At 39.3% G+C, this 23,768-nt stretch carries 24 protein-coding genes and 1 pseudogene; 15 read left to right on the forward strand and 10 right to left on the reverse strand.

What is annotated here, in order from left to right; genetic code table 11:
- Window positions 1–46 precede the first annotated feature (46 nt).
- Window positions 47–1,447, reverse strand: a complete 1,401-nt coding sequence (locus ACY2RU_RS12860) for a trypsin-like peptidase domain-containing protein (protein ID WP_490138876.1) — start codon at window positions 1,445–1,447, stop codon at window positions 47–49.
- A gap of 138 nt (window positions 1,448–1,585) precedes the next feature.
- On the opposite strand from ACY2RU_RS12860, the gene dapF reads away from it, so the two are divergent.
- The 4 genes from dapF to ACY2RU_RS12880 all read left to right on the forward strand — a co-directional run bounded on the left by dapF (window position 1,586) and on the right by ACY2RU_RS12880 (window position 4,965).
- Window positions 1,586–2,362 (forward strand): diaminopimelate epimerase, encoded by a 777-nt coding sequence (dapF, locus tag ACY2RU_RS12865; protein ID WP_490138877.1) that lies wholly within the window; start codon window positions 1,586–1,588, stop codon window positions 2,360–2,362.
- Window positions 2,356–2,883: a GNAT family N-acetyltransferase gene (locus ACY2RU_RS12870; RefSeq protein WP_490138878.1), complete on the forward strand. Its 528-nt coding sequence runs from the start codon at window positions 2,356–2,358 to the stop codon at window positions 2,881–2,883. Before dapF ends, ACY2RU_RS12870 begins: the two co-directional genes overlap by 7 nt.
- Window positions 2,884–2,910: 27 nt before the next feature.
- The gene (mltG, locus tag ACY2RU_RS12875; protein WP_490138879.1) at window positions 2,911–3,954 is read left to right on the forward strand and encodes an endolytic transglycosylase MltG; all 1,044 of its coding nucleotides are present in this window, start codon (window positions 2,911–2,913) and stop codon (window positions 3,952–3,954) included.
- Between the two features lie 360 nt (window positions 3,955–4,314).
- Window positions 4,315–4,965: a peptidoglycan-binding protein LysM gene (locus tag ACY2RU_RS12880; RefSeq protein WP_490138880.1), complete on the forward strand. Its 651-nt coding sequence runs from the start codon at window positions 4,315–4,317 to the stop codon at window positions 4,963–4,965.
- Between the two features lie 5 nt (window positions 4,966–4,970).
- Here ACY2RU_RS12880 and ACY2RU_RS12885 read toward each other — a convergent pair whose 3' ends face one another.
- From ACY2RU_RS12885 to dnaA, 6 genes and pseudogenes are all read right to left on the reverse strand, one after another.
- Complete coding sequence (locus ACY2RU_RS12885; protein WP_490138881.1) at window positions 4,971–5,684, reverse strand: SAM-dependent methyltransferase; 714 nt, start codon at window positions 5,682–5,684, stop codon at window positions 4,971–4,973.
- 9 nt (window positions 5,685–5,693) lie between these two features.
- On the reverse strand, window positions 5,694–5,918 hold the full coding sequence (locus ACY2RU_RS12890) for a T9SS type A sorting domain-containing protein (protein WP_490139273.1): 225 nt from the start codon (window positions 5,916–5,918) through the stop codon (window positions 5,694–5,696).
- Between the two features lie 222 nt (window positions 5,919–6,140).
- Window positions 6,141–6,764: pseudogene (locus ACY2RU_RS12895) on the reverse strand (PQQ-dependent sugar dehydrogenase); the annotation flags it as partial.
- Between the two features lie 53 nt (window positions 6,765–6,817).
- Window positions 6,818–7,072, reverse strand: coding sequence for a hypothetical protein (locus ACY2RU_RS12900; RefSeq protein ID WP_490138882.1), 255 nt, complete (start codon window positions 7,070–7,072; stop codon window positions 6,818–6,820).
- 48 nt (window positions 7,073–7,120) lie between these two features.
- Entirely contained in the window at window positions 7,121–7,573 is a 453-nt protein-coding gene (locus ACY2RU_RS12905) for a low molecular weight protein-tyrosine-phosphatase (protein WP_490138883.1), read from the reverse strand.
- Between the two features lie 66 nt (window positions 7,574–7,639).
- On the reverse strand, window positions 7,640–9,070 hold the full coding sequence (dnaA, locus tag ACY2RU_RS12910; RefSeq protein WP_490138884.1) for a chromosomal replication initiator protein DnaA: 1,431 nt from the start codon (window positions 9,068–9,070) through the stop codon (window positions 7,640–7,642).
- Between the two features lie 207 nt (window positions 9,071–9,277).
- On the opposite strand from dnaA, the gene ACY2RU_RS12915 reads away from it, so the two are divergent.
- Window positions 9,278–9,673, forward strand: coding sequence for an acyl-CoA thioesterase (locus ACY2RU_RS12915; protein WP_490138885.1), 396 nt, complete (start codon window positions 9,278–9,280; stop codon window positions 9,671–9,673).
- 57 nt (window positions 9,674–9,730) lie between these two features.
- On the opposite strand, the gene ACY2RU_RS12920 is transcribed toward ACY2RU_RS12915, so the two are convergent.
- The 3 genes from ACY2RU_RS12920 to ribD are packed head-to-tail and all read right to left on the reverse strand — an operon-like array spanning window position 9,731 to window position 12,254.
- Window positions 9,731–10,348: an IMPACT family protein gene (locus ACY2RU_RS12920; RefSeq protein WP_490138886.1), complete on the reverse strand. Its 618-nt coding sequence runs from the start codon at window positions 10,346–10,348 to the stop codon at window positions 9,731–9,733.
- Between the two features lie 5 nt (window positions 10,349–10,353).
- Entirely contained in the window at window positions 10,354–11,211 is an 858-nt protein-coding gene (locus tag ACY2RU_RS12925) for an EamA family transporter (protein WP_490138887.1), read from the reverse strand.
- Window positions 11,208–12,254 carry a bifunctional diaminohydroxyphosphoribosylaminopyrimidine deaminase/5-amino-6-(5-phosphoribosylamino)uracil reductase RibD gene (gene ribD, locus ACY2RU_RS12930; RefSeq protein WP_490138888.1) on the reverse strand — a complete coding sequence of 349 codons (1,047 nt, stop codon included), beginning with the start codon at window positions 12,252–12,254 and terminating at the stop codon, window positions 11,208–11,210. The genes ACY2RU_RS12925 and ribD overlap by 4 nt, the downstream gene beginning before the upstream one ends.
- Before the next feature lie 80 nt (window positions 12,255–12,334).
- Here ribD and ACY2RU_RS12935 point away from each other — a divergent pair, with 80 nt between their 5' ends.
- From ACY2RU_RS12935 to ACY2RU_RS12980, 10 genes are all read left to right on the forward strand, one after another.
- Window positions 12,335–12,823 carry a GNAT family N-acetyltransferase gene (locus tag ACY2RU_RS12935; protein ID WP_490138889.1) on the forward strand — a complete coding sequence of 163 codons (489 nt, stop codon included), beginning with the start codon at window positions 12,335–12,337 and terminating at the stop codon, window positions 12,821–12,823.
- Between the two features lie 10 nt (window positions 12,824–12,833).
- On the forward strand, window positions 12,834–13,679 hold the full coding sequence (gene prmC, locus ACY2RU_RS12940) for a peptide chain release factor N(5)-glutamine methyltransferase (protein WP_490138890.1): 846 nt from the start codon (window positions 12,834–12,836) through the stop codon (window positions 13,677–13,679).
- Between the two features lie 18 nt (window positions 13,680–13,697).
- Window positions 13,698–14,288 (forward strand): LOG family protein, encoded by a 591-nt coding sequence (locus ACY2RU_RS12945; protein ID WP_490138891.1) that lies wholly within the window; start codon window positions 13,698–13,700, stop codon window positions 14,286–14,288.
- A 96-nt stretch (window positions 14,289–14,384) separates the two neighbouring features.
- Window positions 14,385–15,086: an aquaporin Z gene (aqpZ, locus tag ACY2RU_RS12950; RefSeq protein ID WP_490138892.1), complete on the forward strand. Its 702-nt coding sequence runs from the start codon at window positions 14,385–14,387 to the stop codon at window positions 15,084–15,086.
- A gap of 70 nt (window positions 15,087–15,156) precedes the next feature.
- Window positions 15,157–15,618, forward strand: coding sequence for a DUF2314 domain-containing protein (locus ACY2RU_RS12955; RefSeq protein WP_490138893.1), 462 nt, complete (start codon window positions 15,157–15,159; stop codon window positions 15,616–15,618).
- A 107-nt stretch (window positions 15,619–15,725) separates the two neighbouring features.
- Entirely contained in the window at window positions 15,726–19,061 is a 3,336-nt protein-coding gene (locus ACY2RU_RS12960) for a GEVED domain-containing protein (protein ID WP_490138894.1), read from the forward strand.
- A 253-nt stretch (window positions 19,062–19,314) separates the two neighbouring features.
- Window positions 19,315–21,306, forward strand: a complete 1,992-nt coding sequence (gene ligA, locus ACY2RU_RS12965; protein WP_490138895.1) for an NAD-dependent DNA ligase LigA — start codon at window positions 19,315–19,317, stop codon at window positions 21,304–21,306.
- A gap of 84 nt (window positions 21,307–21,390) precedes the next feature.
- On the forward strand, window positions 21,391–21,879 hold the full coding sequence (locus ACY2RU_RS12970) for a DUF6913 domain-containing protein (RefSeq protein ID WP_490138896.1): 489 nt from the start codon (window positions 21,391–21,393) through the stop codon (window positions 21,877–21,879).
- Between the two features lie 66 nt (window positions 21,880–21,945).
- Window positions 21,946–22,830, forward strand: a complete 885-nt coding sequence (dapA, locus tag ACY2RU_RS12975; protein WP_490138897.1) for a 4-hydroxy-tetrahydrodipicolinate synthase — start codon at window positions 21,946–21,948, stop codon at window positions 22,828–22,830.
- Between the two features lie 125 nt (window positions 22,831–22,955).
- On the forward strand, window positions 22,956–23,768 hold the full coding sequence (locus tag ACY2RU_RS12980) for an outer membrane protein assembly factor BamD (protein WP_490138898.1): 813 nt from the start codon (window positions 22,956–22,958) through the stop codon (window positions 23,766–23,768).

Below are 23,768 nucleotides of genomic sequence, written 5' to 3' on the forward strand. Positions count from 1 at the left end.
TGCAATGAGTACAACAGGCTTCTTAAAAAAACACTTAGTAATATGTTTATCTAAATATAAATGAGTTGAATTCTCCTCGTCGATTTACAACAGTAAGCTTTAATGGAGCACCAGAAATGCGATTGTCAATCAAGTTTTTTACATCTTCAATATCATTAATTTTTTTATCATTGATCGCTGTAATGATGGTGCCATCTAAACCAAATTGCTGCATATCTCTGGTCAATGATTTATTTACGATCACACCATTTTTTACACCATAGTTTTGAAGTTCGGCCTGATTTGCATTTTTTACTTCGATACCAAGATCGGTTACTTCTAGAGTTTCCAATTTTACTAAAGTTACCGGAATGCTCTTGTGTTTTCCATTCCGAAGCACACGAACATTAACCACATCATTAGGTCTTTTTGACCCTAAATACCCAGTTAGGTCTGAAAACTTTCCAACTTTGAGTCCGTCGAGCTCTTGAATGATGTCTCCTTCTTGTATTCCGCCTTTATCGGCACCACTTCCGGCTTCAACCCCCGCTACGTATACGCCTTCAGTTTCATTTACGCCCAGCTCTTTTGCGCGTTGCGAATTGAGATTACCTCCCGTAATTCCTAAGATCCCACGCTGAACGTTTCCAAACTCCATGATGTCTTCAATCACTTTACGCGCATTGTTAGAAGGTACCGCAAAGGCGTAACCTATATATGATCCTGTTTCGGAAGTAATTGCCGTGTTAATACCAATTAATTCCCCGCGTGTATTTACAAGAGCGCCACCACTGTTTCCGCGATTTACGGCAGCATCGGTTTGAATAAACGACTGCGGATTTCCGTCAAATTCATTGAGATCGCGTGCTTTTGCGCTTACAATTCCGGCCGTAACCGTTGAGGTAAGATTAAAAGGGTTTCCAACGGCAAGAACCCATTCTCCAATTTTAATATCGTTGGAATCTCCAAAGGTCACATAAGGAAATTCGTCGCCATCATTTTCGATCTTGATCAGAGCAATATCGGTTTTAGGATCGGCTCCTATCAATTCGGCGGCATATGTTTTATTGTTATTTAAAGTGACCGTTAAGGCCGAAGCATTGTCAATTACATGATTGTTTGTAATTATATAACCGTCTGGGGTGATAATTACACCACTACCAGAACCAACCATTTCACGAGCCGTTCCGCGACCCATAAAGTACTCCATCATACTGTTAGGTTGGGTGCTAACCGTTGTATTTTTAACGTGTACCACTGAATGGACCGTCTTTTCGGCCGCCGCAACAAAATCAATATTTGTATTGTTAAAAGCTGCATTTGAATTAAATGATGTTGGGATAAAAGAGGCGGTTTCGCTTTGAACCGATATTGGAGAAGTATCTGCTTCTATAAAGTATTTATAACCTCCCAATGTTACTGCACCGGCTAAAAGTGCCACCATAAATAAGCTGAATGTCTTTTTCATTTTCGAGTTCATTTTTAGATTACATAAAAGTTAACAATTATAAGACGATTATATTTCGTTTGAATTTCAGTTTTAACGACTATTTAACACGAATTACGCCCCGTAATACCTCGCGGGTTTTTATATCTTTGCGTGGCAATGAGTATATCCTTTTATAAATATCAAGGAACTGGAAACGACTTTATCATGATTGATAATCGTTCTGGAAATTTCCCCAAAAATAATACCAAACTGGTAGCGCAAATGTGTGACAGAAAATTTGGCATAGGGGCTGACGGACTCATCCTTTTAGAGGAACATAAAATGGCAGATTTTACCATGGTGTATTACAATGCTGATGGAAATATGAGCACAATGTGTGGAAATGGCGGACGCTGTATTGTACAATTTGCACATGGCCTAGGGATCGTTTCTACTGAGGCTAACTTTGAAGCCGTCGATGGAATGCATCAAGCTTTAATTTATGAGGAAAGCGTTTCGTTAAAGATGAATTCGGTTGAAAACATTGCAATAAATGATACCTATACCTTTCTAGATACAGGATCACCACACCATGTGCAGCTTGTTGAAAATTTAAAAGATTTTACAGTTTTTAACGACGGGCGCGCAATTAGAAATGATCTCTATGGAAAAGTAGGGGCTAATGTAAATTTTGTGGAACAACTAGAAAGTGACATTTTTTCAGTTCGCACCTATGAAAGAGGCGTAGAAGATGAAACTTTGTCCTGTGGTACCGGCGTAACAGCTGTTGCTCTCGCCATGCATGCTAATGGAAAAACCAAGTCTAATGAAGTACAATTACAAACACCGGGCGGCTTGTTAAACGTTACGTTTAGAAAAGTAGAGAACGGTTATAATGATATTTGGTTAAAAGGGCCAGCAATTGAGGTTTTTAAAGGAATATGGCCATGTTAACACTACAGGGAGAACATATCAAATTACGAGCACTTGAGCCTACAGATCTTGAGTTTTTGTATACGCTCGAAAACGACGAAAGCGTTTGGGAAGTTAGCAATACCACCACACCATATTCAAGGGCTATCCTAAAAGATTATTTACTGAATGCGCATCGCGATATATTTGAAGTCAAACAATTGCGTTTGGTCATCACTATTGCTAAAGATGAACGCGCCATTGGTTTTATAGATCTCTTTGATTTTGAGCCAAGACACCATCGCGTAGGAGTAGGGATCATTTTATTTTCTGAAATAGATCGCGGGAAAGGATACGCTACAGAAGCGCTAGAAGCCGTTTGTAATTACGCTTTTACTCATTTACAGTCACACCAAGTGTATGCTAGTATTTCAGAAGATAACGCTAGAAGTATTCACTTATTTGAAAAAGTAGGTTTTGTACGTACTGGTACAAAAAAAGACTGGATCTTTCAGGAAGGGAAGTATAAAAATGAGTATTTCTACCAGTTATTAAAGCAGTAATTATATATTAAAAAGTAAACTTATTATATGTACTTAAAAAAAATTCTTTGGATCGTAGCGCTTTTGGGTCTTGTAGCCATGGCTGGTTTTGCCTATTATGTCTATTCAAGTGTGTTTACAGACAATACGGCCTTTAATAATGAAGAAGCGCATGTATATATAACTACAAATGCTCGTTTTAGTGATGTAAATAATGAGTTGCGCCCCTTACTTCGTGATATGGTGGCTTTTGAAGCGGTTGCTAATAGAAAAGGATATCCTTCAAATATCAAACCCGGACATTATATTATAAAGAAGGGAATGAATAACAACGACATTATCAACACCCTACGCAGTGAGAATACACCTATTGTGGTCAAATTTAATAATCAAGAACGGCTTGAGTTGTTAGCGGGGCATCTGGCCAATCAATTGGAAGCCGACAGCTTAACTTTATTAAATTCTTTCCGAGATCCCGGATTTCTTGAAGCCTCTGGTTTTTCAGAAGAGACGGCACTAGGGATGTATATTCCGAATAGCTATGAAGTGTACTGGAATACAACTGCAGCCGATTTCCGAAGTAAGATGCTAAAAGAATACAATCGGTTTTGGAACGATACTCGCAATGAAAAGGCGAAGAATATCGGACTTACACGCGATGAGGTAATGTCGTTAGCAGCAATCGTGCAGAAGGAAACGGCAAAGGTTGATGAACGAAAGCGTGTAGCTGGTGTTTATATGAATCGTATAAAAACCGGAATGTTATTACAAGCTGATCCTACAGTGATCTATGCGAAGAAATTAGCAGAAAACGATTTTGACCAAGTGATCAAACGTGTTTTGTATAAAGATCTTGAACTTGACTCCAAATACAATACTTATAAATATACAGGAGTGCCACCAGGACCTATCGCTATGCCCGATATCTCTTCTGTAGATGGAGTTTTAAATTATGAAAAGCACGATTACTTCTATTTTGTGGCCGATGTAACAAACTTTGGTTATCATAAATTTGCAAAAACACTTGCGCAGCATAACCGAAACAAGCAAGAATATGTTCGGTGGGTGAATGCCAATGGCGTAAACAGATAGTTTTTTTTCTACATTTCTACTAATCTGCCGATTTTCAACCGATTAAAAATTTATTTTTTCTTCGAAATTCTATTTTTTTTGAATTAAGATCGTGAAAAGTTGCCGTGATACGGACAGTCTTAAGCATTTGGCGATCCTAAAAATGTGGAAAACTTTGTTAATTACTGTGTAACAATGTTTGTGGTTTACTAGTCTTTCTAACGTAGTTTTATTAAAGAATTGTTAAGGAAACAGTGTAAAAGTCTGCGTGTTTTACGGTTTTAACATAGTTTAACACTATATACTGAAAATACGGCAAAATTGTTGTACTTTTGCGCGCTGAAATCAGAGTGGGAAAATTCACACTCGAAATTTAAACAAATGAAAAAAAGTGTATATCCAGTATTGTTATTGCTTCTCGCGGTAATTTTGGTTACCACGGGTTTCTCTTCGAAAGAGAGATTTGATTTTTCTATGTATCGCATGGGGGATTTGGAACTTTGTTATGATGTTCCTTTAGAAGAAGACGTGCTCAATGAGCCTATTGAACTAACTAGTTTTAACTTATTCTTAGATAAAGGATATGTTGGGTTTAAAGAGGCTTTAGGCTTTAAAGAGTCACAAGGACGTTATTCTATTATCAACGAATTGGGCTATATGGGCAAATACCAATTTGGAAGGTCTACATTAAAAATGATAGGTGTTTATAATACCGATCACTTTTTAAGTAGCTCACGTTTACAAGAAAAGGCGTTTAATGCCTATACATCTCGTAATAAATGGATCTTGCGTCGTGACATCAAGCGTTTTGAAGGTCGTTATGTGAATGGTATTCGCGTGACAGAATCTGGCGTACTAGCAGCTGCCCATTTAGCGGGTGCTGGCGCTGTAAAGAAATATTTACGCAGTTACGGGGCTGAAGACTTTGAAGATGCCTTTGGAACTTCTATAGGGTATTATTTAAAGAAGTTTTCGGGTTATGATACTTCCAGTGTGGTTCCCAATAAAAAGGCAAAAGCCAATTTACTGTAGGAAAACTACTTTTGAATTATAAATAAGGTAGGTCTTTTATTAAGATCTACCTTATTTTTTTTCCAGGCATCTGCGGTCATGGTTCTGATATATTCCGTAGAAAGGGTTATATCACAAGCAACACAAATACGTGTTTTTGGATGTAGGGCCGTTACAAGACTCTCTAGCATTTGGTTATTGCGATAGGGAGTTTCAATAAAAGATTGTGATTGGTGGTTTTCTTCGGAAATTCGCTCTAACCGTTTAATTGCTTCCTTTCGTTCTGCTTTATCAATGGGGAGATACCCGTTAAAAGCGAAATTCTGTCCGTTGAATCCGCTTGCCATCATTGCTAAAAGAATAGAGGAGGGGCCAACCAGTGGAACTACTTTTATTCCTTTAAGATGGGCTTGTTCAACTACGGCAGCGCCAGGATCGGCAATCCCAGGACAGCCTGCATCACTTATCACACCTACGTCATAACCCTCAAAGCAGGGTGCAAGCATTTGAGGTATGTCTGCTTCATTTGTAAATTTATTGATCAGCTCAAACTTTAGATCGGGTTGTGATTTTCTCGGAACTATTTGCTTGATAAAGCGTCTTGCAGATTTTTCGTGTTCCACAATATAGTGATCAATGTGTTCTACTGCCTTTTTTACCAATAAGGGTAATACTTCCAAAGGAGGTGTGTCTCCTAAAGTGCAGGGTATTAGATAGAGGTTTCCATTTTTGGGGTTCATGAAAATGCCTTATTTTATTATGAGTTTTTTAAAAGCCGATTTTCCGTCATTGGTTGCTATTTTTACAATATACAGACCCGTACTAAGACTTGAAACTGATAGTGTTTTAGAACTTTCTGATAGGTTTTCTTCGGAAATAAGCAAGCTACCTTTTATATCAGAAATTAAAATAGAAGCAATCAAGCTGTTTTCAAGGGTAACGGTTATTTGATCATTTGCAGGATTGGGAGTCATTGCTATTTCGGCAGCATCGAAATCATTCACGCCTAAAATAGTACCTTCAAATTTATAAATAGTTCCGCCAATATCGGCAGCGTAAAGTTCTTGGTCCTTATCTACTCCAAAACCCACCCAAGAGCCACCTTTACTTCCGTGGTCAATAAGAGTTCCAGCGTCATCAACTGTAAAGATGCGTTGGCTGCAAACATCTCCTGCAAAATAGAGTCCGTATTCGTTGGGATACGCTGTTCCTCGATAAACTATACCGCCCGTAACAGAGCAATTTCCGGAACCTGATGCTGAAGAGTATTCGGCAAAAGGAAATTCTAATACACCTGGGTCTGGACAGCCTGTGGTATTGAATGGTTCGGAGCCTTCGTAACAGCGCCATCCGTAATTAACGCCTGCTTCCGTTGAAGCAACACGATCAATTTCTTCTACATCATTTTGGCCAACATCGCCAATCCAAAGATCATTTGTTAGGGAATCGAAGGAAAAACGGAACGGATTCCGAAGTCCGTACGCCCAAATTTCTTCGGCTTTAGAAGGATCTCCAGCAAACGGATTTGTTGGAGGAATTGAATACGGAGAACCTCCTACAAAATCGATATCGATACGGAGTAATTTGCCAAGCAATAATTCAGTATTCTGTGCTCTATTCCCCGGATCACCACCACTACCACCATCTCCGGTGGCTATGTATAAAAATCCATCGGGTCCAAATGCAATGCCTCCGCCGTTATGGTTAGAAAAGGGTTGATCGTATTCAATCATTGTAAGGTCTGAATCGAACAGGGCAATATTAGGATCGGTTGGGTCTACCGAAAAGCGAGCAATACGTGTATTCCCATCGATTTTGGTGTAATTGACATAAAAATAGCCGTTAGTTGCATACTCTGGATGAAAGGCTAATCCTAATAACCTTGTTCACTACCATTTGAAACAAGTGAAGAGATGTCTAAAAATGGTGTTGGGTTTGTGGTGCCGTCTGCATTTAAGATTTTAATCCTACCACCTTGTTCAACAATAAAAAGGCGATCATCACCCACATTTTGAATATCTAACGGACTGTTGAAGCCGTCTGCGAATGGTATAAAGTTTATAGTAATTTGAGCATCTGCTACCCCAAAAATAAGGCATAGGAGAAGTATAAGAGGAATTTTTTTCATAGCTACGTTTTTGAAGTTTAAATGTACAGAAAATCACCGACTTATAAACTAGAGGCGTTGGGCAATTTTCTCACAGGCTTGATCGAGCATTTGATACACATCTTCAAAACCATTATCGCCGCCATAGTACGGATCTGGAACATCGACCTTATCTCCAGGGAATAATTCATCTAAAATACGATATACTTTTTCCTTTTCGGCTTGGGTTTTAGCTAGTCTAATTACATCGGTGTAATTACTATTATCCATTACAAAAATATGATCAAATAATTCAAAGTCGTATTCAGAGAATTTTTTACCTCGTTGATCTGAAATGTCAAGTCCGTGTTTTTTAGCAACTTCCATACTTCGTGGATCTGGCTTTTCACCTACATGCCATCCGCCTGTTCCTGCCGAATGAACTTCAAATCGTGTTGGATCTATCTTCGATTTTAGGATGCCTTCAGCCAAAGGCGAGCGGCAGATATTACCAAGACATACCATTAAAATTTTTGTTTTCAAGATGTTGAGTTTTGGGTTATTTCAGAAAAGAAGATAAAAAAAATCCTGCACAATGGCAGGATTTAATTAAAGTGTTAACTTTTTGTTGAGGTCTTCAACATATTTTCTGAATTGCTTATCTGTACTAGAGAGATTGTCAACCGTTTTGCAGGCGTGTAGTACTGTAGCATGATCACGTTGCCCAATTTGAGAGCCGATCGATGCCAATGATGCTTTAGTGAATTTTTTAGCAAAGAACATAGCTAGTTGACGAGCTTGAACAATATGGCGTTTACGTGTTTTACTTTGTAAGGTGTCAACATCCATTTGGAAGTATTCACTAACTACTTTCTGAATGTAGTCTATAGAAACTTCGCGTTTTGTGTGTTTAACGTAGTTATCAACAATTTTCTTGGCAAGCTCGATGGTAATATCCTTTTTATTGAACGATGAATGTGCAATAAGCGAGATGATAGCTCCTTCCAATTCCCGAATATTTGTTTTGATATTGTTTGCAAGAAATTCAACGATATCTTCTGGCATTTCTACACCATCTCGATACAGTTTGTTCTTGATGATTGAAACACGTGTTTCGTAATCTGGATGATTCAACTCTGCGGAAAGACCCCATTTAAAACGAGATAATAACCGTTGTTCAATATCGATCATATCAACAGGAGCCTTGTCACTTGTTAAGATAACTTGTTTCCCGTTTTGGTGTAAGTGATTAAAGATATGGAAAAATACATCTTGTGTTCCTGCCTTCCCAGAAAGCAATTGAATATCATCTACGATCAAAACATCAATGATCTGGTAGAAATGAATAAAGTCGTTTCTATTATTTTTCTTGACAGACTCAATATACTGTTGTGTAAACTTTTCCGCGGAAATGTAAAGCACCGTTTTTTCAGGGTATTGGTCTTTTATCTGAACCCCAATAGCATGCCCTAAGTGTGTTTTCCCTAAACCAACACTACCAAAAATAAGTAGTGGGTTAAAAGAAGTTCCTCCAGGCTTATTGGCTACTGCAAGACCTGCAGAGCGCGCCAACCTGTTTGATTCTCCTTCCAGGAAATTTTCAAAATTATAATTAGGGTTGAGTTGAGATTCTATCTTGACATTGCGAATGCCCGGGATGATAAACGGATTTTTTAATTCCGGACTTTTATTTTTTAAAGGGACGTCAACTTCCTGAGAGGCTTGTGAGTTGCTTCGGTTTGAACTAGGAATACGCTCTGTAAAAGGCTGCTTGTTTCCGTAGGTGTTCTCCATTTTGATCACATATACGAGTTTCGCATTGGTGCCTAATTCTTTAGTAAGAGCAACCTTGAGTAATTTGACATAATGCTCTTCAAGCCATTCGTAGAAAAATTTACTAGGAACCTGAATACTAAGAGCGCTATCTGTTAACTTAACCGCCTTGATAGGTTCGAACCAAGTTTTGTACGCTTGTGAAGTAATGTTATCTTCGATAAAGGACAAACAATTGTTCCAAACTGATTGGGCAGTTTTGCTCATAGTTAAAATTAGAAATTATTCAGTTAGTTAATGAGTGGCTAAAGAATGATGAAAATGAACATTTCAGTGCGGTTCTTTAACGTTGCAAATATGTGAACAAATTATTGAAAAAAAAAATAGAAACCCTATTGAATTTGTAGTTTTTTTTCCTCATGTTGTATTAGGGAACAAGTTACAAAAAAATACCCCCTTTTTACTATAAAAACTGTGAAAGAAAATTGTACAAAACTAAGAGTTCGATACGGTGAAACCGATCAAATGGGTGTGGTCTACTACGGGAACTACGCCGAATATTTAGAGCAGGGAAGAACCGAATGGCTACGTGAATTGGGCTTTTCTTACAAGTGGATGGAGGCAAACAACATTCATCTTCCGGTAGTAAACCTAACCATAGACTACAAGAAACCAGCCTATTATGACGACATAATTTCGATTACAACAAAATTAAAGAAAACTCCTACAGTCAAAATTGAGTTTTACTATGAAATACACAATGAAAAGGATGAACTTTTAATCACGGCGTCAACCACCTTGGTATTTGTAAATAGTCTTACAAAAAAGCTGACAAAAGCACCTTCGTATCTGTTAGATAAACTCACTTAAAAGTTAAACAGTTTTTAGTGTTTTTTATCTGCTTTTTTTTCTTCGGAAATAGCGGTTCTAGTCCCCCAGTTTTTTGATACTCACTTTATAAGTATTTTCAAAAAGGTGAAAAATTCGCTCGGCGTCTTTTTTTCGAACCGCAATCTTAAATTTACAATCCAGCTCCATATGTTGTTCTAGAATATCGATCTTTTCATCCTTTAAAATACGCATTACGGTATTCATCTCAGGATACTTAAAGGTGATCAAAAAATCCTTATCTATAGTTCGGGTAACGATCTTAGAATTTTCCAAAGCTAGCTGTGCCCCCGTTTTATAGGCTTGTATCAAGCCTCCAACGCCTAATTTAGTTCCGCCAAAATAGCGTACTACCACCACAAGTACGTTGGTAACATCAAAAGACTGCAGTTGTCCGTAGATAGGCATGCCCGCACTATTTGTAGGTTCTCCATCATCATTCGCTCTATAGCTTTCGTAGGTTTTTCCCAATTGCCAGGCATAACACCAGTGACGTGCTGTATGATGCTTTTTTTTTAGTTCATCAAGGTGTTCTTTTACTTGCTCTTCAGAAGTAACTGGAAAGGCATATCCAAAGAATTTACTTCCACGTTCCTTAAATAAAGCTTCTTTACTGGGCTTAGTGATCGTTTTATAGGTGTCTTTCTCCGTTTCCATGATTATTAGGCTAATGCGACTAAAATGATGCTTAAAACAGCTAGTAAAATACCGATCCAATTCTTTGGAAGTAATTTTTCTTTAAAGACCACTATTCCAACCAAAGTGGAGAGCATAACAATGGCCACATTATTCACGGTAAAGATCCCAGAGCTGTCAAATACTCCACTTCGCAAGGCTTTAACCAAAAAATAGATTGAAAAGTAATTAGGAATTCCCAATGCAATTCCGCCTATCAGATTTTTCAACTTAATTTTTAAGCCGCCTTTAAATACTAGGTATACCATGCCTAAGGTTCCGGCAGCTGCAAAAACAGTTGCTGAAAACAAAGGAATATCATCTTCGGCAACAAAAGCTTCTTCTAAAAATTTGATACTCGTGTCTATTATACCACTTCCTAGAAATACAAGTACGGGAAAGATCAAATTACTTCGCTTTATCACAATTCCCTGTTTCGACTTAACCGAAGCAAGATAAACAGCGGCCAAGGCTAGCACAATTCCAAGCCCTTTTAAAAAATTCAGACTGTCCTTATAGTATAACAATCCAAAAACTACAGGAATCACCACACTCATCTTAGTTGCAACCGACACTACCGAGAGTCCGCTACGCTGTGTTGTAATCGCCATTAGATTAAAAACAATTATAAAGAGACTCCCCAGAACTAAAGTGTAATAAAACCATTCAAATTGAGGGATTTCAGACAAAACAAGCGAGCTCTTAAAGCCAATTAACCCACAAATACAAGCCGTGATATAATTTACTACGATAGCCTGTAAGGTATTGACCTCAAAACGGGCAAATAGTTTAAAGATCACAAAGATCAGGGTAGAGGCAATTACGCTAAATATCAAATAGATCACAGCATGGTGTTTTTAAAAATTCGCAGAATATCATTAGTATAATTTTTTGTCGCTATGAGTTCGCCAGTCACGTTGGGTGCGGCGATTCCTTCTTTAAAAGTAGTGCTGCCCTCGTAGATATGTGCTTCATCCCACAAGTTAGCATCAATAAACGTTTGTAAGGTAGTTGAACCTCCTTCAACAATGAGCGATTGAATTTTAAAATGATATAGCAAATCAACGATCTGTTCTGCAACCTTTTCCTGAAAGTTGATTGTTTCAAAGGAAATGTTTTCTTCAGGATCTTGAGCCTTTTCAGTGATAATGATAGTTTGCGCTTCCTTATTATAAACATTTGTGTTCTTCGGAATTTTCAAATGACGGTCTAAAACGATCCGTATAGGTGAATTTCCTTTCCTATCACGCGCCGTTAAGCTAGGATTATCGGTTAAAACAGTATTGGTTCCTACCAAAATAGCTTGCTCTTCAGTGCGCATTTTGTGAACTTGTTGTCGGGTAGCGTTGGTGGTGATCCAAACAGGTGCTTTTTTATCACGCACTAAAGGCGCAATAAGCCGGTTTTGTGTCTGTGCCCATTTCAGAAAAATATAAGGACGCTTTTTCTGCTGAAAAGTAAAAAATCGTTTGTTTAGCGCTTTACATTCATCTTCCAAAACACCCAAACGAACATCACAACCCGCAGCGATCAATTTTTGAATGCCTTTTCCGGCAACTTGCGGGTTTGGATCTGTTGTGCCAATTACTACATGTTTAATGCCTCGAGCGATAATAAGATCGGCGCAGGGTGGCGTTTTTCCGAAGTGACTACAAGGCTCTAAACTCACGTAAATAGTAGCTTCAGAAAGTACACTTTGATCAGATACAGCATTAATGGCATTGACTTCAGCATGGGGCATTCCTGCTTTGTAATGCCAACCTTCCCCAATGATCTGGCCTTGGTATACAATGACGCTTCCCACCAACGGATTGGGGTAAGTAGTGCCAAGCCCATTTTGAGCCAATTGCAGACAGCGTGCCATATATGTTGTATGATCTTTAAGCAAAAAAAGCTGTTTAAATCGTTATCTTTGCTCACAAGCGCTTGAGCGTTATAAGCGCCTCAAAAATACAGTTATTTACGCAGATGAGCCAACCTCTTATTAGACCGATCGAAAAAAAAGATAATCCCTTTATTGCAACCGTAATACGTCAGGTATTGGTTGATTTTGGAGTTCCTAAAGTAGGAACAGCCTATGCTGATTCGGCGCTCGACTGCATGTATGAGACGTACCAAAAAGAACGCGCTCAATATTTTGTGGTTGAAGAAGAGGGATTGATCATTGGAGGCGCCGGAATTGCGCAACTCGACAATTTTGACGGCAATGTCTGTGAGCTTCAAAAAATGTATTATCTCCCCGTTGCGCGGGGCCGTGGTGTGGGTTCTGCAATGATGAAACAGTGCTTAGATACTGCAAAAAACTTTGGTTTTGATCAGTGTTACCTTGAAACGATGACTTATATGGAAGCGGCTCAGAAGTTGTATCAGCGCAGCGGATTTAAGTATATTGACAGACCAATGGGTGATACAGGTCATTATTCCTGCCCGGTACATATGCTTAAAGATTTACACTAACACATCTCTTGTGACTTTAAAAGAATTTCAAACATATTTTACTTCGGAATTGGCTGGGGAGTATCCGCCCGAGGAAATTCAATCGTTTTTTTGGATCCTTTCTGATACTTTTCTGAATTACAGTCGGCTCGACCTAAGTTTGAACGCTGCAAGTCCTATTTCCGAAGAAAAAAAACAACAGTTCCAGGGGGTTTTGACGCGCTTAAAGCGTTTTGAACCTATTCAATATATCTTAGGGCAAACGGAATTTTTTGGCTTGCCTTTCCGTGTTAATGAACACACTTTAATTCCACGTCCCGAAACCGAAGAACTTGTTTCGTGGGTGGTCTCAGATCATAAAGATCTTACATCTATTTCGGTTTTAGACATTGGTACAGGTTCAGGTTGTATTGCAATTAGCCTTGCTAAGGAGCTTAAGCGTGTTTCGGTGACCGCTTTTGATATTTCCGAAGACGCCCTTGCAATAGCAAGGCAAAATGCAGTTTTAAACAAGGTAGAAGTTGATTTTAGCAAAAAAGACATTTTAAAAGTGTCAAAGTTGCCTCAAGCCTATGATGTCATCGTTTCAAACCCGCCCTACGTGCGTCAGCTTGAAAAAGCAGCGATGCACAACAATGTTTTAATGCATGAGCCGGAGACAGCCTTATATGTTTCTAATGAAGATCCATTGGTTTTTTATAGAGCGATTGCTCAATTAGCGCAAAGGTATCTGAGCAAAGGAGGAAAGCTCTATTTCGAGATTAATGCGTACCTTAGTGAGGAAATGCGCCAAATGCTGATCGCCGAAGGCTATAAAACCATAGAGATCAGGAAAGATATGTTTGGCAAAGATCGAATGATCAAATGTAGTTTATAAGTCATATCAACTAATACTATGAAATCTCTTAAAAACATCTGTGTTTTCTGCGGAAGTAGCGATGGCAATGACGAAGCTATTACAGCTGCTGCGGTGCGTATGGGAGAACTTTTTGCTCGTGAAGATATCACCTTGGTATATGGTGCTGCGAAGATTGGGGTTATGGGAACCTTAGCACAAACGGTCTTAGATGCTAAAGGATCGGTTGTAGGGATCATTCCTCAGTTTTTAAAGAAAAAAGAAGTGGTTCATTTGGGTTTAACTGAATTGATCACCACAGAAAATATGCATGAGCGCAAACTCAAAATGCAGGAAGTAAGCGATGGTTTTATTGCCATGCCAGGCGGTTTTGGCACACTTGAAGAATTGTTCGAGATCATCACATGGCTGCAATTAGGATTACATGCTAAGCCTATTGGTTTGCTGAATACAAATGGATTTTATGATGATCTATTAAATATGATTGAAACCATGGTTAAGAAAGGGTTCTTAAGCATAGACAATTATAAATTACTTCTTATTGCCTCTTCCGAAGAAGAATTACTCCAGAAAATGCGCGCATTTAAGGCGCCAAATCTTCCAAAATGGTTACGCCCAGACCGTACCTAAAGGCTAGTTATTAACTTTATTGCCACATTTTTTAACAAATTGACAGTCAGTAGCTAATAATAGCTAACTTCATGCTATAACAAAAAACCATTATATATGAAATCTTCAAAAAAATACTTTGCCGAAGGTCTAGGGACCTTTGCCCTTGTTCTATTTGGTTGTGGTGCCGCCACTATCGCTAGTGTCTCTGAGTCTGGCCCCGAGGGCATCGGACTCCTAGGAATTTCACTTGCATTTGGGTTGGCTGTGGTTGTGATGGCTTATACTATCGGACCTATTTCAGGCTGCCATATCAATCCAGCAATCTCAATTGCGATGCTCGCTGCTGGAAAATTATCAGGTAAAGACACTGTAGGGTACGTCATTTCCCAATGTATAGGAGCGATTGCTGCTGCCGGGCTTCTTTATGTAATTGCAACAGGTAGTGCTGGTTTTTCCATGCCAGAGTGGGGCTTAGGCAGTAATGGCTGGGGAGAAGGGTATCTCGGTGAATACGATATGAAATCGGCATTAATAGCTGAATTCGTTTTTACTTTTCTATTTTTATTGGTCATTTTTGGTACTACAGCAAAAAACGCCTCTCCGATGATGGCTGGATTGGCCATTGGTATATCGTTGGCGCTTATACACATGGTCGTTATACCTATCACAGGTACTTCGGTAAATCCTGCGCGTAGTTTAGGTCCTGCAATTTTTGCTGGAGGCATGGCTTTAAGTCAGCTTTGGTTATTTATTGTGGCACCTATTGCCGGTGGTTTATGCGCAGCATTGCTGAGAAATGTATTTTTAGATGATTAAAAGAGATTGAAAAGTATCAAAACCGCAAGATCATTTCGACATCTTGCGGTTTTGTTTTTATATTTGCTAGATGAAAACATTTTTCTACTTGATGTTGGTTACGATAGCACTTGCTGGGTGTAAGAATACTCCTGAAGAGCAAGCACCTGACGACTTATTTAATGAGGAAGGAGTTCGTATGATCGATGAAGATGATGCGTACTTGCAAGAATCTATACGGATTACTGAAAACAACCTCCCCATTTTTATTTCGCAATTTGAAGAAAATAAAGATCCCGATCGCTGGTTTATGGCAAAACTTGAATTACACGAAGGCGAATATGAAGAACATATATGGATCGAAATTCTCGATCTGGACGGAAAAACTTCGAAAGGTCTTTTGGCCAATGAGCCTTTTTCCTTCGAACGCTTAAAATACCTTGATACTGTTTACTTTAATATCTACAAGGCAGAGGATATAATTATTACGAAAGGTGATTCTATTATCTTCGGAAATTACCTAGAAAATCTCCTCTTGCAAAATTACCCATAGATTTTTATGCGCTATCTATCTTGTTTATAACTTTTTAGCTGACATTTTGCTGAAACAAAAGTTTATTGTTGTAATTTAACATACTATTAACAATAACAAACCAATTCATGAAAGCAAACTATCTTTTAAGTAGTATGTTGCTTCTCATATTTACTTGTGCCGCACAAGCACAGATTAATGTGACCGAGCAACCAAATTATGTAGGTACGGTATCTTCCGTAGAATATGTAACCTCAATGGCCTCTAGGCCAGATGATTTAATCGCACCCGATAATACAGTGCGCGAAGCAAAAGACAAACGGTCTATTGCCAACCTTATAGTTCAAGGGCAAGACCCTCAGACAGAGGATGACTATTTCATTAGAAATAGAAATGAAATGGAACAAAGCGTTCGAATGTCCCCACCGAGCCTTGTTTTTGACACGTACACTTCTAACTCTCAACCCACAGATCCTTCTCTGGCGGTTGGACCTAATCATGTGATGGTTGTATTTAATACTGGTTTTGCCGTCTATGACAAATCTGGAAATGTGTTACAGGCTCCTGTAGCTCCTAATCCAGCTATATTTCCTTCTGGAGGTTGCTGTGATCTTACAGTTTCATATGATAACGCCGCAGACCGTTGGGTACTCACTTTCTTAGGTAGTGGAGCTCAAATTGCAGTTTCCGATGGGCCAAACCCACTAACAGCGGGGTGGTACATTTATAATATTTCAGCGATTAATGATTATCAGAAACTTTCAATTTGGAGTGATGGTTATTATATCACCGACAATACAACTTCATCAAACAAAGTATGGGCGCTTGAGCGCTCAGCCATGCTAGCTGGGGATTCAAATGCAGGGATTCAAGGCTTTAATCTTCCTGGAATCGTAACGAGTGGATTTTTTAGTCCGCAAGTATTAAATATAACAGATGGCACATTGCCTGCAGCAGGGGGCGCGACCGTTGTTTATATGCAGGACAACGCTTGGAGCGGTGTTTCTACAGATCATATTAAAGTATGGACTATTGATGTTGATTGGAACAATTCATCAAATAGTTCTGTCTCTGCGGCACAACAGATTAATGTAACTCCTTTTATTAGCGTTTTTGACAATGGAAGTTTCTCCAATTTATCACAGCCTGGAGGCGGTTCTGCAATTGACGCATTGCAGGCTACCATCATGAATCAGGCGCAATTCCGGAAATTTGGAACTCACAATTCGGCACTGTTTAACTTTGTGGTTGATGCTGATGCAACTTCTGGCGAGTTAGCGGCAGTACGATGGGTAGAATTTCGTCAAAGTGGAGATAACCAACCTTGGTCGTTATATCAGGAAGGAACTTATGCTGCGCCCAATGGGAAACATGCATGGAATGCTAGTTTAGCTATGGATGGTCAAGGAAATATAGGGATGGGATATTCTTCCATGTCTGGGCCGTCAACACCGTCAACTATACGAGTGAGTTCTTATTTTACTGGACGTAATGCGGGTGATCCTTTGGGGACCATGACTGCTGCGGAAGAGCTTATTGCCAATGGAAATAGTAACTTCTCTGGAACCCGTTATGGTGATTACAGTAAAGTGGATGTAGATCCATCAGACGATTCTTCATTTTGGTATATTACAGAGTATATGAATAGCGGTAGAAAGGGAGTGGTTGGAAAATTCCAAATACAACCAAGTGTACCTGATACCGAAGCTCCTAGTGATCCAACCAATTTGGTTGCGAGTAATATAACGTCAAATTCAGCGACCTTAACTTGGACAGCTTCAACCGATAATGTGGGTGTAGCGCTATACAATATTTCAATTGATGGAACACAGGTAGGAACTTCGCCAAATCCAACTTTTAATGTAAGTGGGTTGAGTCCGTTGACGTCTTATAGTGCATCTGTTACAGCTCAAGATGCTGCTGGGAACATTTCTGCGGGTAGTGCAACCACTTCTTTTACAACGATCGCAGGAGGTGGTGCTGTTTATTGTGACTCAGCAAGTACGAATACCAATGATGAATACATCAGTAACGTGCAGTTGAATACCATCAATAACAGTTCAGGAGCTCAGTTTTACTCAGATTTTACGGGTATTTCTACCAACCTTACGGAAGGTGAAAGCTATACGGTTAGCGTTACGCCAACATGGACGGGAACAGTTTATAATGAAGGATATGCGGCTTGGATTGATTATAATAATGATCAAGATTTCGATGATGCGGGTGAATTAGTTTGGTCTAAAGCACCATCTACCGACTCTCCTAGTTCGGGATCATTTACGGTACCTACGGGTACTTCGGAAGCATCAGTGCGGATGCGGGTTTCTATGAAATACAATGCAATTCCAACCTCTTGCGAAACCTTTACATGGGGTGAAGTAGAAGATTATACGGTAAATCTAAGTGCTGCCAGTGGTGGTGATACACAAGCACCATCTGTACCTACAAACTTGTTGACCTCAAATCCTACCAATACTACGATGGATCTAACCTGGAATGCATCTACAGATAATGTAGGTGTTACGGGCTATGATGTATTTGTGGGTGGAACGAATATTGGTAGTATTGTTGGGACAGCCGCAACAATAACGGGCTTAGTTGCAAATACTACATATGATTTCAATGTACGTGCTTTTGATGCGGCAGGAAATACTTCAGCTTTAAGTAATACGGCCACAGGTGTAACTACAGGTGGCGGTGGTGGTGCTGGCGTAATAGCTGGTTATTACTTTGAAACAGGACTTGAAGGATGGTCTGATGGCGGTAGCGATTGTGCTCGTCAAAATTTTCCGGCAAGATCATATGAAGGAAACTATTCAGTGCGATTACGCGATAATAGTTCAACGTCGTATGCGCTTTCACCAATATTAGATCTTTCAGGAAATAATCAGGTGACCATTGAATTTCACACGTATGCCAATAGTATGGAAGTAGGAGAGGACTTTTTTGTTGAGTTCTTTAACGGATCGAGCTTTCAAGTTGTAGGAAACTATGCTAGGGGAACCGACTTTAACAATGGCGCGTTCTTTACCGATACTATTTTGTTAGATGCGGGAACCTATAATTTTAATTCAAATAACAGATTCCGTATTCGTTGTGATGCGAGCGCGAATAACGATCAGATCTATTTTGATCAAGTTATTGTCTCGGGTGATAATGTAACAGCAGCACCGTTTCGTGTGATTCCAAGAGCTACGCAAGCACCGATCAAAGCGTTTACAGATAAGACCATTTCGAATGTAAAATTATATCCAAATCCAACAACGTCGGTTTTAAACATCGAAATTTTGGAAGGTAGTTTTGATGAGATCATGGTTTTTTCTACCACAGGGCAATTGGTTAGAACGATCAAGCCAACAAGCGACAAACTCACCATGGATGTTTCTGAATTTGCTTCAGGAATGTATTTTGTGCGTTTTGTTTCTGGCGGTTTAGCAGTTACCAAACGTTTTATTAAAGAATAAGTTAACAAACCTTTCTTCGGAAGAGGCTCCCATTCGGGGGCCTTTTTTGTTTTTTAGCAAGATGTTTATTCCCGCAGCGTTAGGGGTAGAAGAGGAAATCCTCTTGGTGCAGCCAAGAGATTGGAACGAATGGCCCGACGCAGACCGAATGAAATGAGTGTCTGGGGAACGCCCAAATATGAGTAAAGATATTTGTTGATATTCTCTCTTCGGAAGCTGAAATCAAACCCTTCCTCTTTTTTATATTTGTTGTATGACTACCGAAGAACAAATCGATCAACTTAGAAAGGAACTGCGCAGGCACAACCATAATTACTATGTGCTTGATAATCCAACTATATCAGATTATGAATTTGATATTAAACTGAAAGAATTGCAGGCTCTTGAGGCGAAATATCCAGAATTTTATGATCCAAATTCGCCTACATTACGTGTGGGAGGTGCGGTTACAAAGAATTTTGAGACGGTAGCGCATACTTATAGAATGTATTCTTTAGATAATTCGTATTCACAGGAAGATCTGGAAGATTGGGAAAAAAGAATAAAAAAGATGGTCGATGGAGATGTCTCTTACACCTGCGAGCTTAAATACGACGGTGCTTCCATGAGCATTACCTACGAAAATGGAAAACTCCTTCGCGCTGTAACCCGTGGTGATGGGTTTCAAGGTGATGATGTGACCACCAATGTTAAAACCATACGCAGTGTGCCTTTGCAATTAAAAGGTGATTATCCGCCTCTTTTTGAAATTAGAGGAGAAATCGTTTTGCCTTTTGACGGGTTTAATAAAATGAATGAAGAGCGTATTGAAGCTGGCGAAGAACCTTATCGGAATCCGCGTAACACGGCTTCAGGGAGCTTAAAGCTACAGGACAGTGGCGAAGTGGCTAAACGTCCTTTAGAATTTTTACTTTATAGCATTCAAGGAGAGCGTTTAGCGATTAAAACCCAATATGAGAGCTTAGAAAAAGCCAGAAGTTGGGGTTTTAAAGTTCCTGAAGTTGCCAAAATAACGCATAGTATTGAAGAGGTCTTGGCCTTTATTGACTATTGGGATGTGCATCGTCATGCGTTACCTTATGAAACCGATGGGGTAGTGGTTAAGGTAAATGATCTGCAGCAGCAAGAGGAATTAGGTTATACCGCAAAGGCGCCACGTTGGGCTATGGCGTATAAATTTAAAGCAGAGCGGGTATCGACTAAACTCGAGGTGATCACGTATCAAGTAGGGCGCACAGGTGCTATAACGCCTGTTGCTAATTTAACTCCCGTAGAGCTAGCAGGAACCATTGTAAAACGAGCTTCTTTGCATAATGCCGATCAGATCGCGAGGTTGGATGTTCGCGAAGGCGATACGGTTTTTGTGGAAAAGGGCGGCGAGATCATTCCAAAGATCATTGGCGTTGATCTGTCGCAGCGCGACCCGCAATCTGAGCCAACCAAATATATTTCAAATTGTCCTGAATGTAATACTCCTTTAGAGCGTGCAGAAGGCGAGGCACAGCATTATTGTCCGAATGCAGATGGGTGTCCGCCACAAATCATTGGTAGAATCCAACATTTTATTTCACGAAAAGCGATGGACATTGAAGGCTTGGGCGGCGAAACGGTAGGTTTGTTAGTTACAAACGGGCTCATTAATACGTATGCCGATCTGTATCGTTTAACTGCTGAAGAAGTCATTCCGCTTGAACGAATGGCTCAAAAAAGCGCCGAAAATTTAGTGGCAGGTGTAGCTGCTAGCAAGAATATTCCGTTTGAACGGGTTTTATTTGCTTTAGGCATTCGTTATGTGGGCGAGACAGTAGCTAAAAAATTGGCAAAATATTATAAAAGCATTGATGCTTTAGCGGCTGCTTCGGAAGAAAGCTTGATACAGGTTGATGAGATCGGCGAGCGAATCGCCCAAAGCGTTGTTGCTTTTTTTGCTTCCGAAGAAAATCGAAATACCATTCAACGTTTAAAAGATTACGGTGTTCAAATGGAGATTTCTGCAGAAAAATTAGCGAATCAAACCAATACTTTAGAAGGAAAAACCTTTGTCGTTTCAGGAGTTTTTGAAAGAGTTTCACGTACCGAACTCAAAAAATTGATAGAAGATAATGGAGGAAAAGTAGCGAGTTCTATTTCAGCAAAAACTGGATTTGTTGTCGCCGGTGATAAAATGGGACCAAGTAAACGTACAAAGGCAGAAAGCTTGGGAGTTCCTATTATCACCGAAGATGATTTTCTGGAAATGATTTAATGAAAGGTCAAAATTAAAACTGAATAACTGTATTTTTGTAAGGTCAGGGGCTACCATATGTTTGAAAAATTAAAAAGAAGATCATTGCGTAAAATTACCGAACGTCATGTGATGAATCGGGATTTGTCAAAAGTCAATGACCCTGTAAAAACAGTTGGTTTTTTAGTCGATGAAAAGATCTTTAAAGAATTTGAAACCTTTTATGATTTTTATTCAGATCTCGGACTTGTACCGAAGGATATAAAAGTGTTTTCTTTCATTGAAGCTAAAAAAAAATTACCCTCTTTACGGCAAAATCAAGTGCAATGCAAAGATTTTAACTGGAAGGGAGAGATGCATAACCAGAACGCAAAGGAGTTTGTACAAAGAGACTTCGACCTACTTATTGGTTATTACAATGATAAGAATGCGTTTTTAGATGCGATGATCGCTCAAAGTAATGCCAAATTTAAAGTGGGTTTTGTAGGAGCAGACGAGCGTTTGTTCGACCTGTTGATTGCGGTTGATGTTAAAAACGTAAAGCTTTTTAAGCAGGAATTGATAAAATATTTGAAAATTTTAAAAAAGATCTAACGAAACAATTCGGTTTTTTACTCGTCTTATAAAATGATGATGAGTTTTGATCATAATACAAGAAAGATGAAAGCACTAATAGGCACAGGCGTTGCGTTAATTACGCCCTTTAAAGAAGATTTTTCAGTTGATGTGGAAGGCTTAGAAGCCGTTGTTAATTTTAACATTGACAATGGTATTGATTATTTGGTTGTTTTAGGAACTACTGCCGAAAGTGCGACGTTGACAAAGGACGAAAAGCAATTGGTGATTGATACGATCGTTAAAACAAACAACGGAAGACTCCCATTGGTTTTGGGGATAGGAGGTAATGATACCCGTGCAGTGATTGATGAAATGCAAACCCGCGATCTTACTGCTTTTACTGCGATTCTATCGGTTTCTCCTATGTATAATAAACCAACACAGGAAGGAATCTATCAGCATTTTGCAGCATTGGCAAAAGCGGCTCCAAAGCCTATTATCTTATACAATGTGCCAGGAAGAACAGCGTCTAATGTTTTACCAGAAACGGTGATTCGATTAGCACATAATTTTGAAAATATTGTTGCTATCAAAGAAGCCGCCGGAGATATTGTTCAAGCAATGAAATTGATCGCCGGAACACCAAACGACTTTTTAGTGATTAGTGGTGATGATATGATCACACTACCGATGATCCTTGCCGGTGGGGCGGGGGTTATTTCAGTAATTGGTCAAGGTTTTCCGAAGCAGTTTTCAGAGCTCGTAAAACTCGGACTAGACCGAAAGGTAGACGAAGCATATGCTATTCATCACAAAATGGCACCAGTGATCGATTATATTTTTGCCGAAGGGAACCCAGCGGGTATTAAGGCGGTGTTTAAAATATTGGGCATTTGCGGGGATACCGTAAGATTGCCTCTTGTTAATGTTGGTGCGGGTTTATACAATAAAATTGAACGTTTTTCAGATAGCTTCAACGCCTCTTAATACGAAGATTGTATTTAATCATAACAAAATAACAGCAACACATTGTTAGCTGCCGTGTTTAGCTGCACAATAAGTTTTTATTATCACGTTTAATTTACTACTTTTGCACGATGTTTTTTAGAAAGATGAAAATACCTTTTTTATTATTGTTTTTTGCTTCGGTTTTCCTGTCGAGTTGCAGTAAGTACCAACAGGTGCTGCGTTCAGACGATACAGGAAAAAAGTACGCAATGGCAGATTCATTATACAACAGAGGAAAGTATAAAAAAGCCTTGGTTTTAATGGAGAACATAGTTCCTGCATATCGTGGGAAACCACAGGCAGAACGCCTTATGTTTATGTATGCCAACACCTTCTACGTTTTGGAAGATTATTATTTGGCGGGCTATCAGTTTGAGCGTTTTGAAACGTCATATCCTAAAAGTGACAGTGTTGAAGTGGCTTCCTTCCGAAGTGCACGAAGCTATTACGAGCTTTCGCCTGTCTTTACACTAGATCAAAAAGACACCTATACGGCCTTAGAAAAGTTACAGAGTTTTGTAAATAAATATCCAAACACCGATTATCGAGAAGATGCCAATACCATGGTTTCTGAATTACGTGGAAAATTGGAGAAAAAAGACTTTGAAGTCGCAGCACAATACCTGAGGATCGCAGATTACAAGGCAGCGATAGAAGCTTTTGATAATTTTATTTCAGATCATCCCGGTTCTGAATTGCGTAAAGATGCTTTCTACGGAAGAATGGAAGCAGCGTATATCTTGGCAACAAGAAGTATCCAATCGTTGGTAAAAGAACGCTTGCTTAAAGCCAAAGGGTATTATAATGCCTTTATAAAATATTACAAGAATAGTGACCTAATGCAGGATGCAGCTAAAATGGCGTTGGATATAGACCAGCGTTTGGCGGCTGCCGAAACACCTAACACAATAAATTAA

It is taken from the genome of Ulvibacter sp. 2305UL32-6 (genome assembly GCF_058148545.1).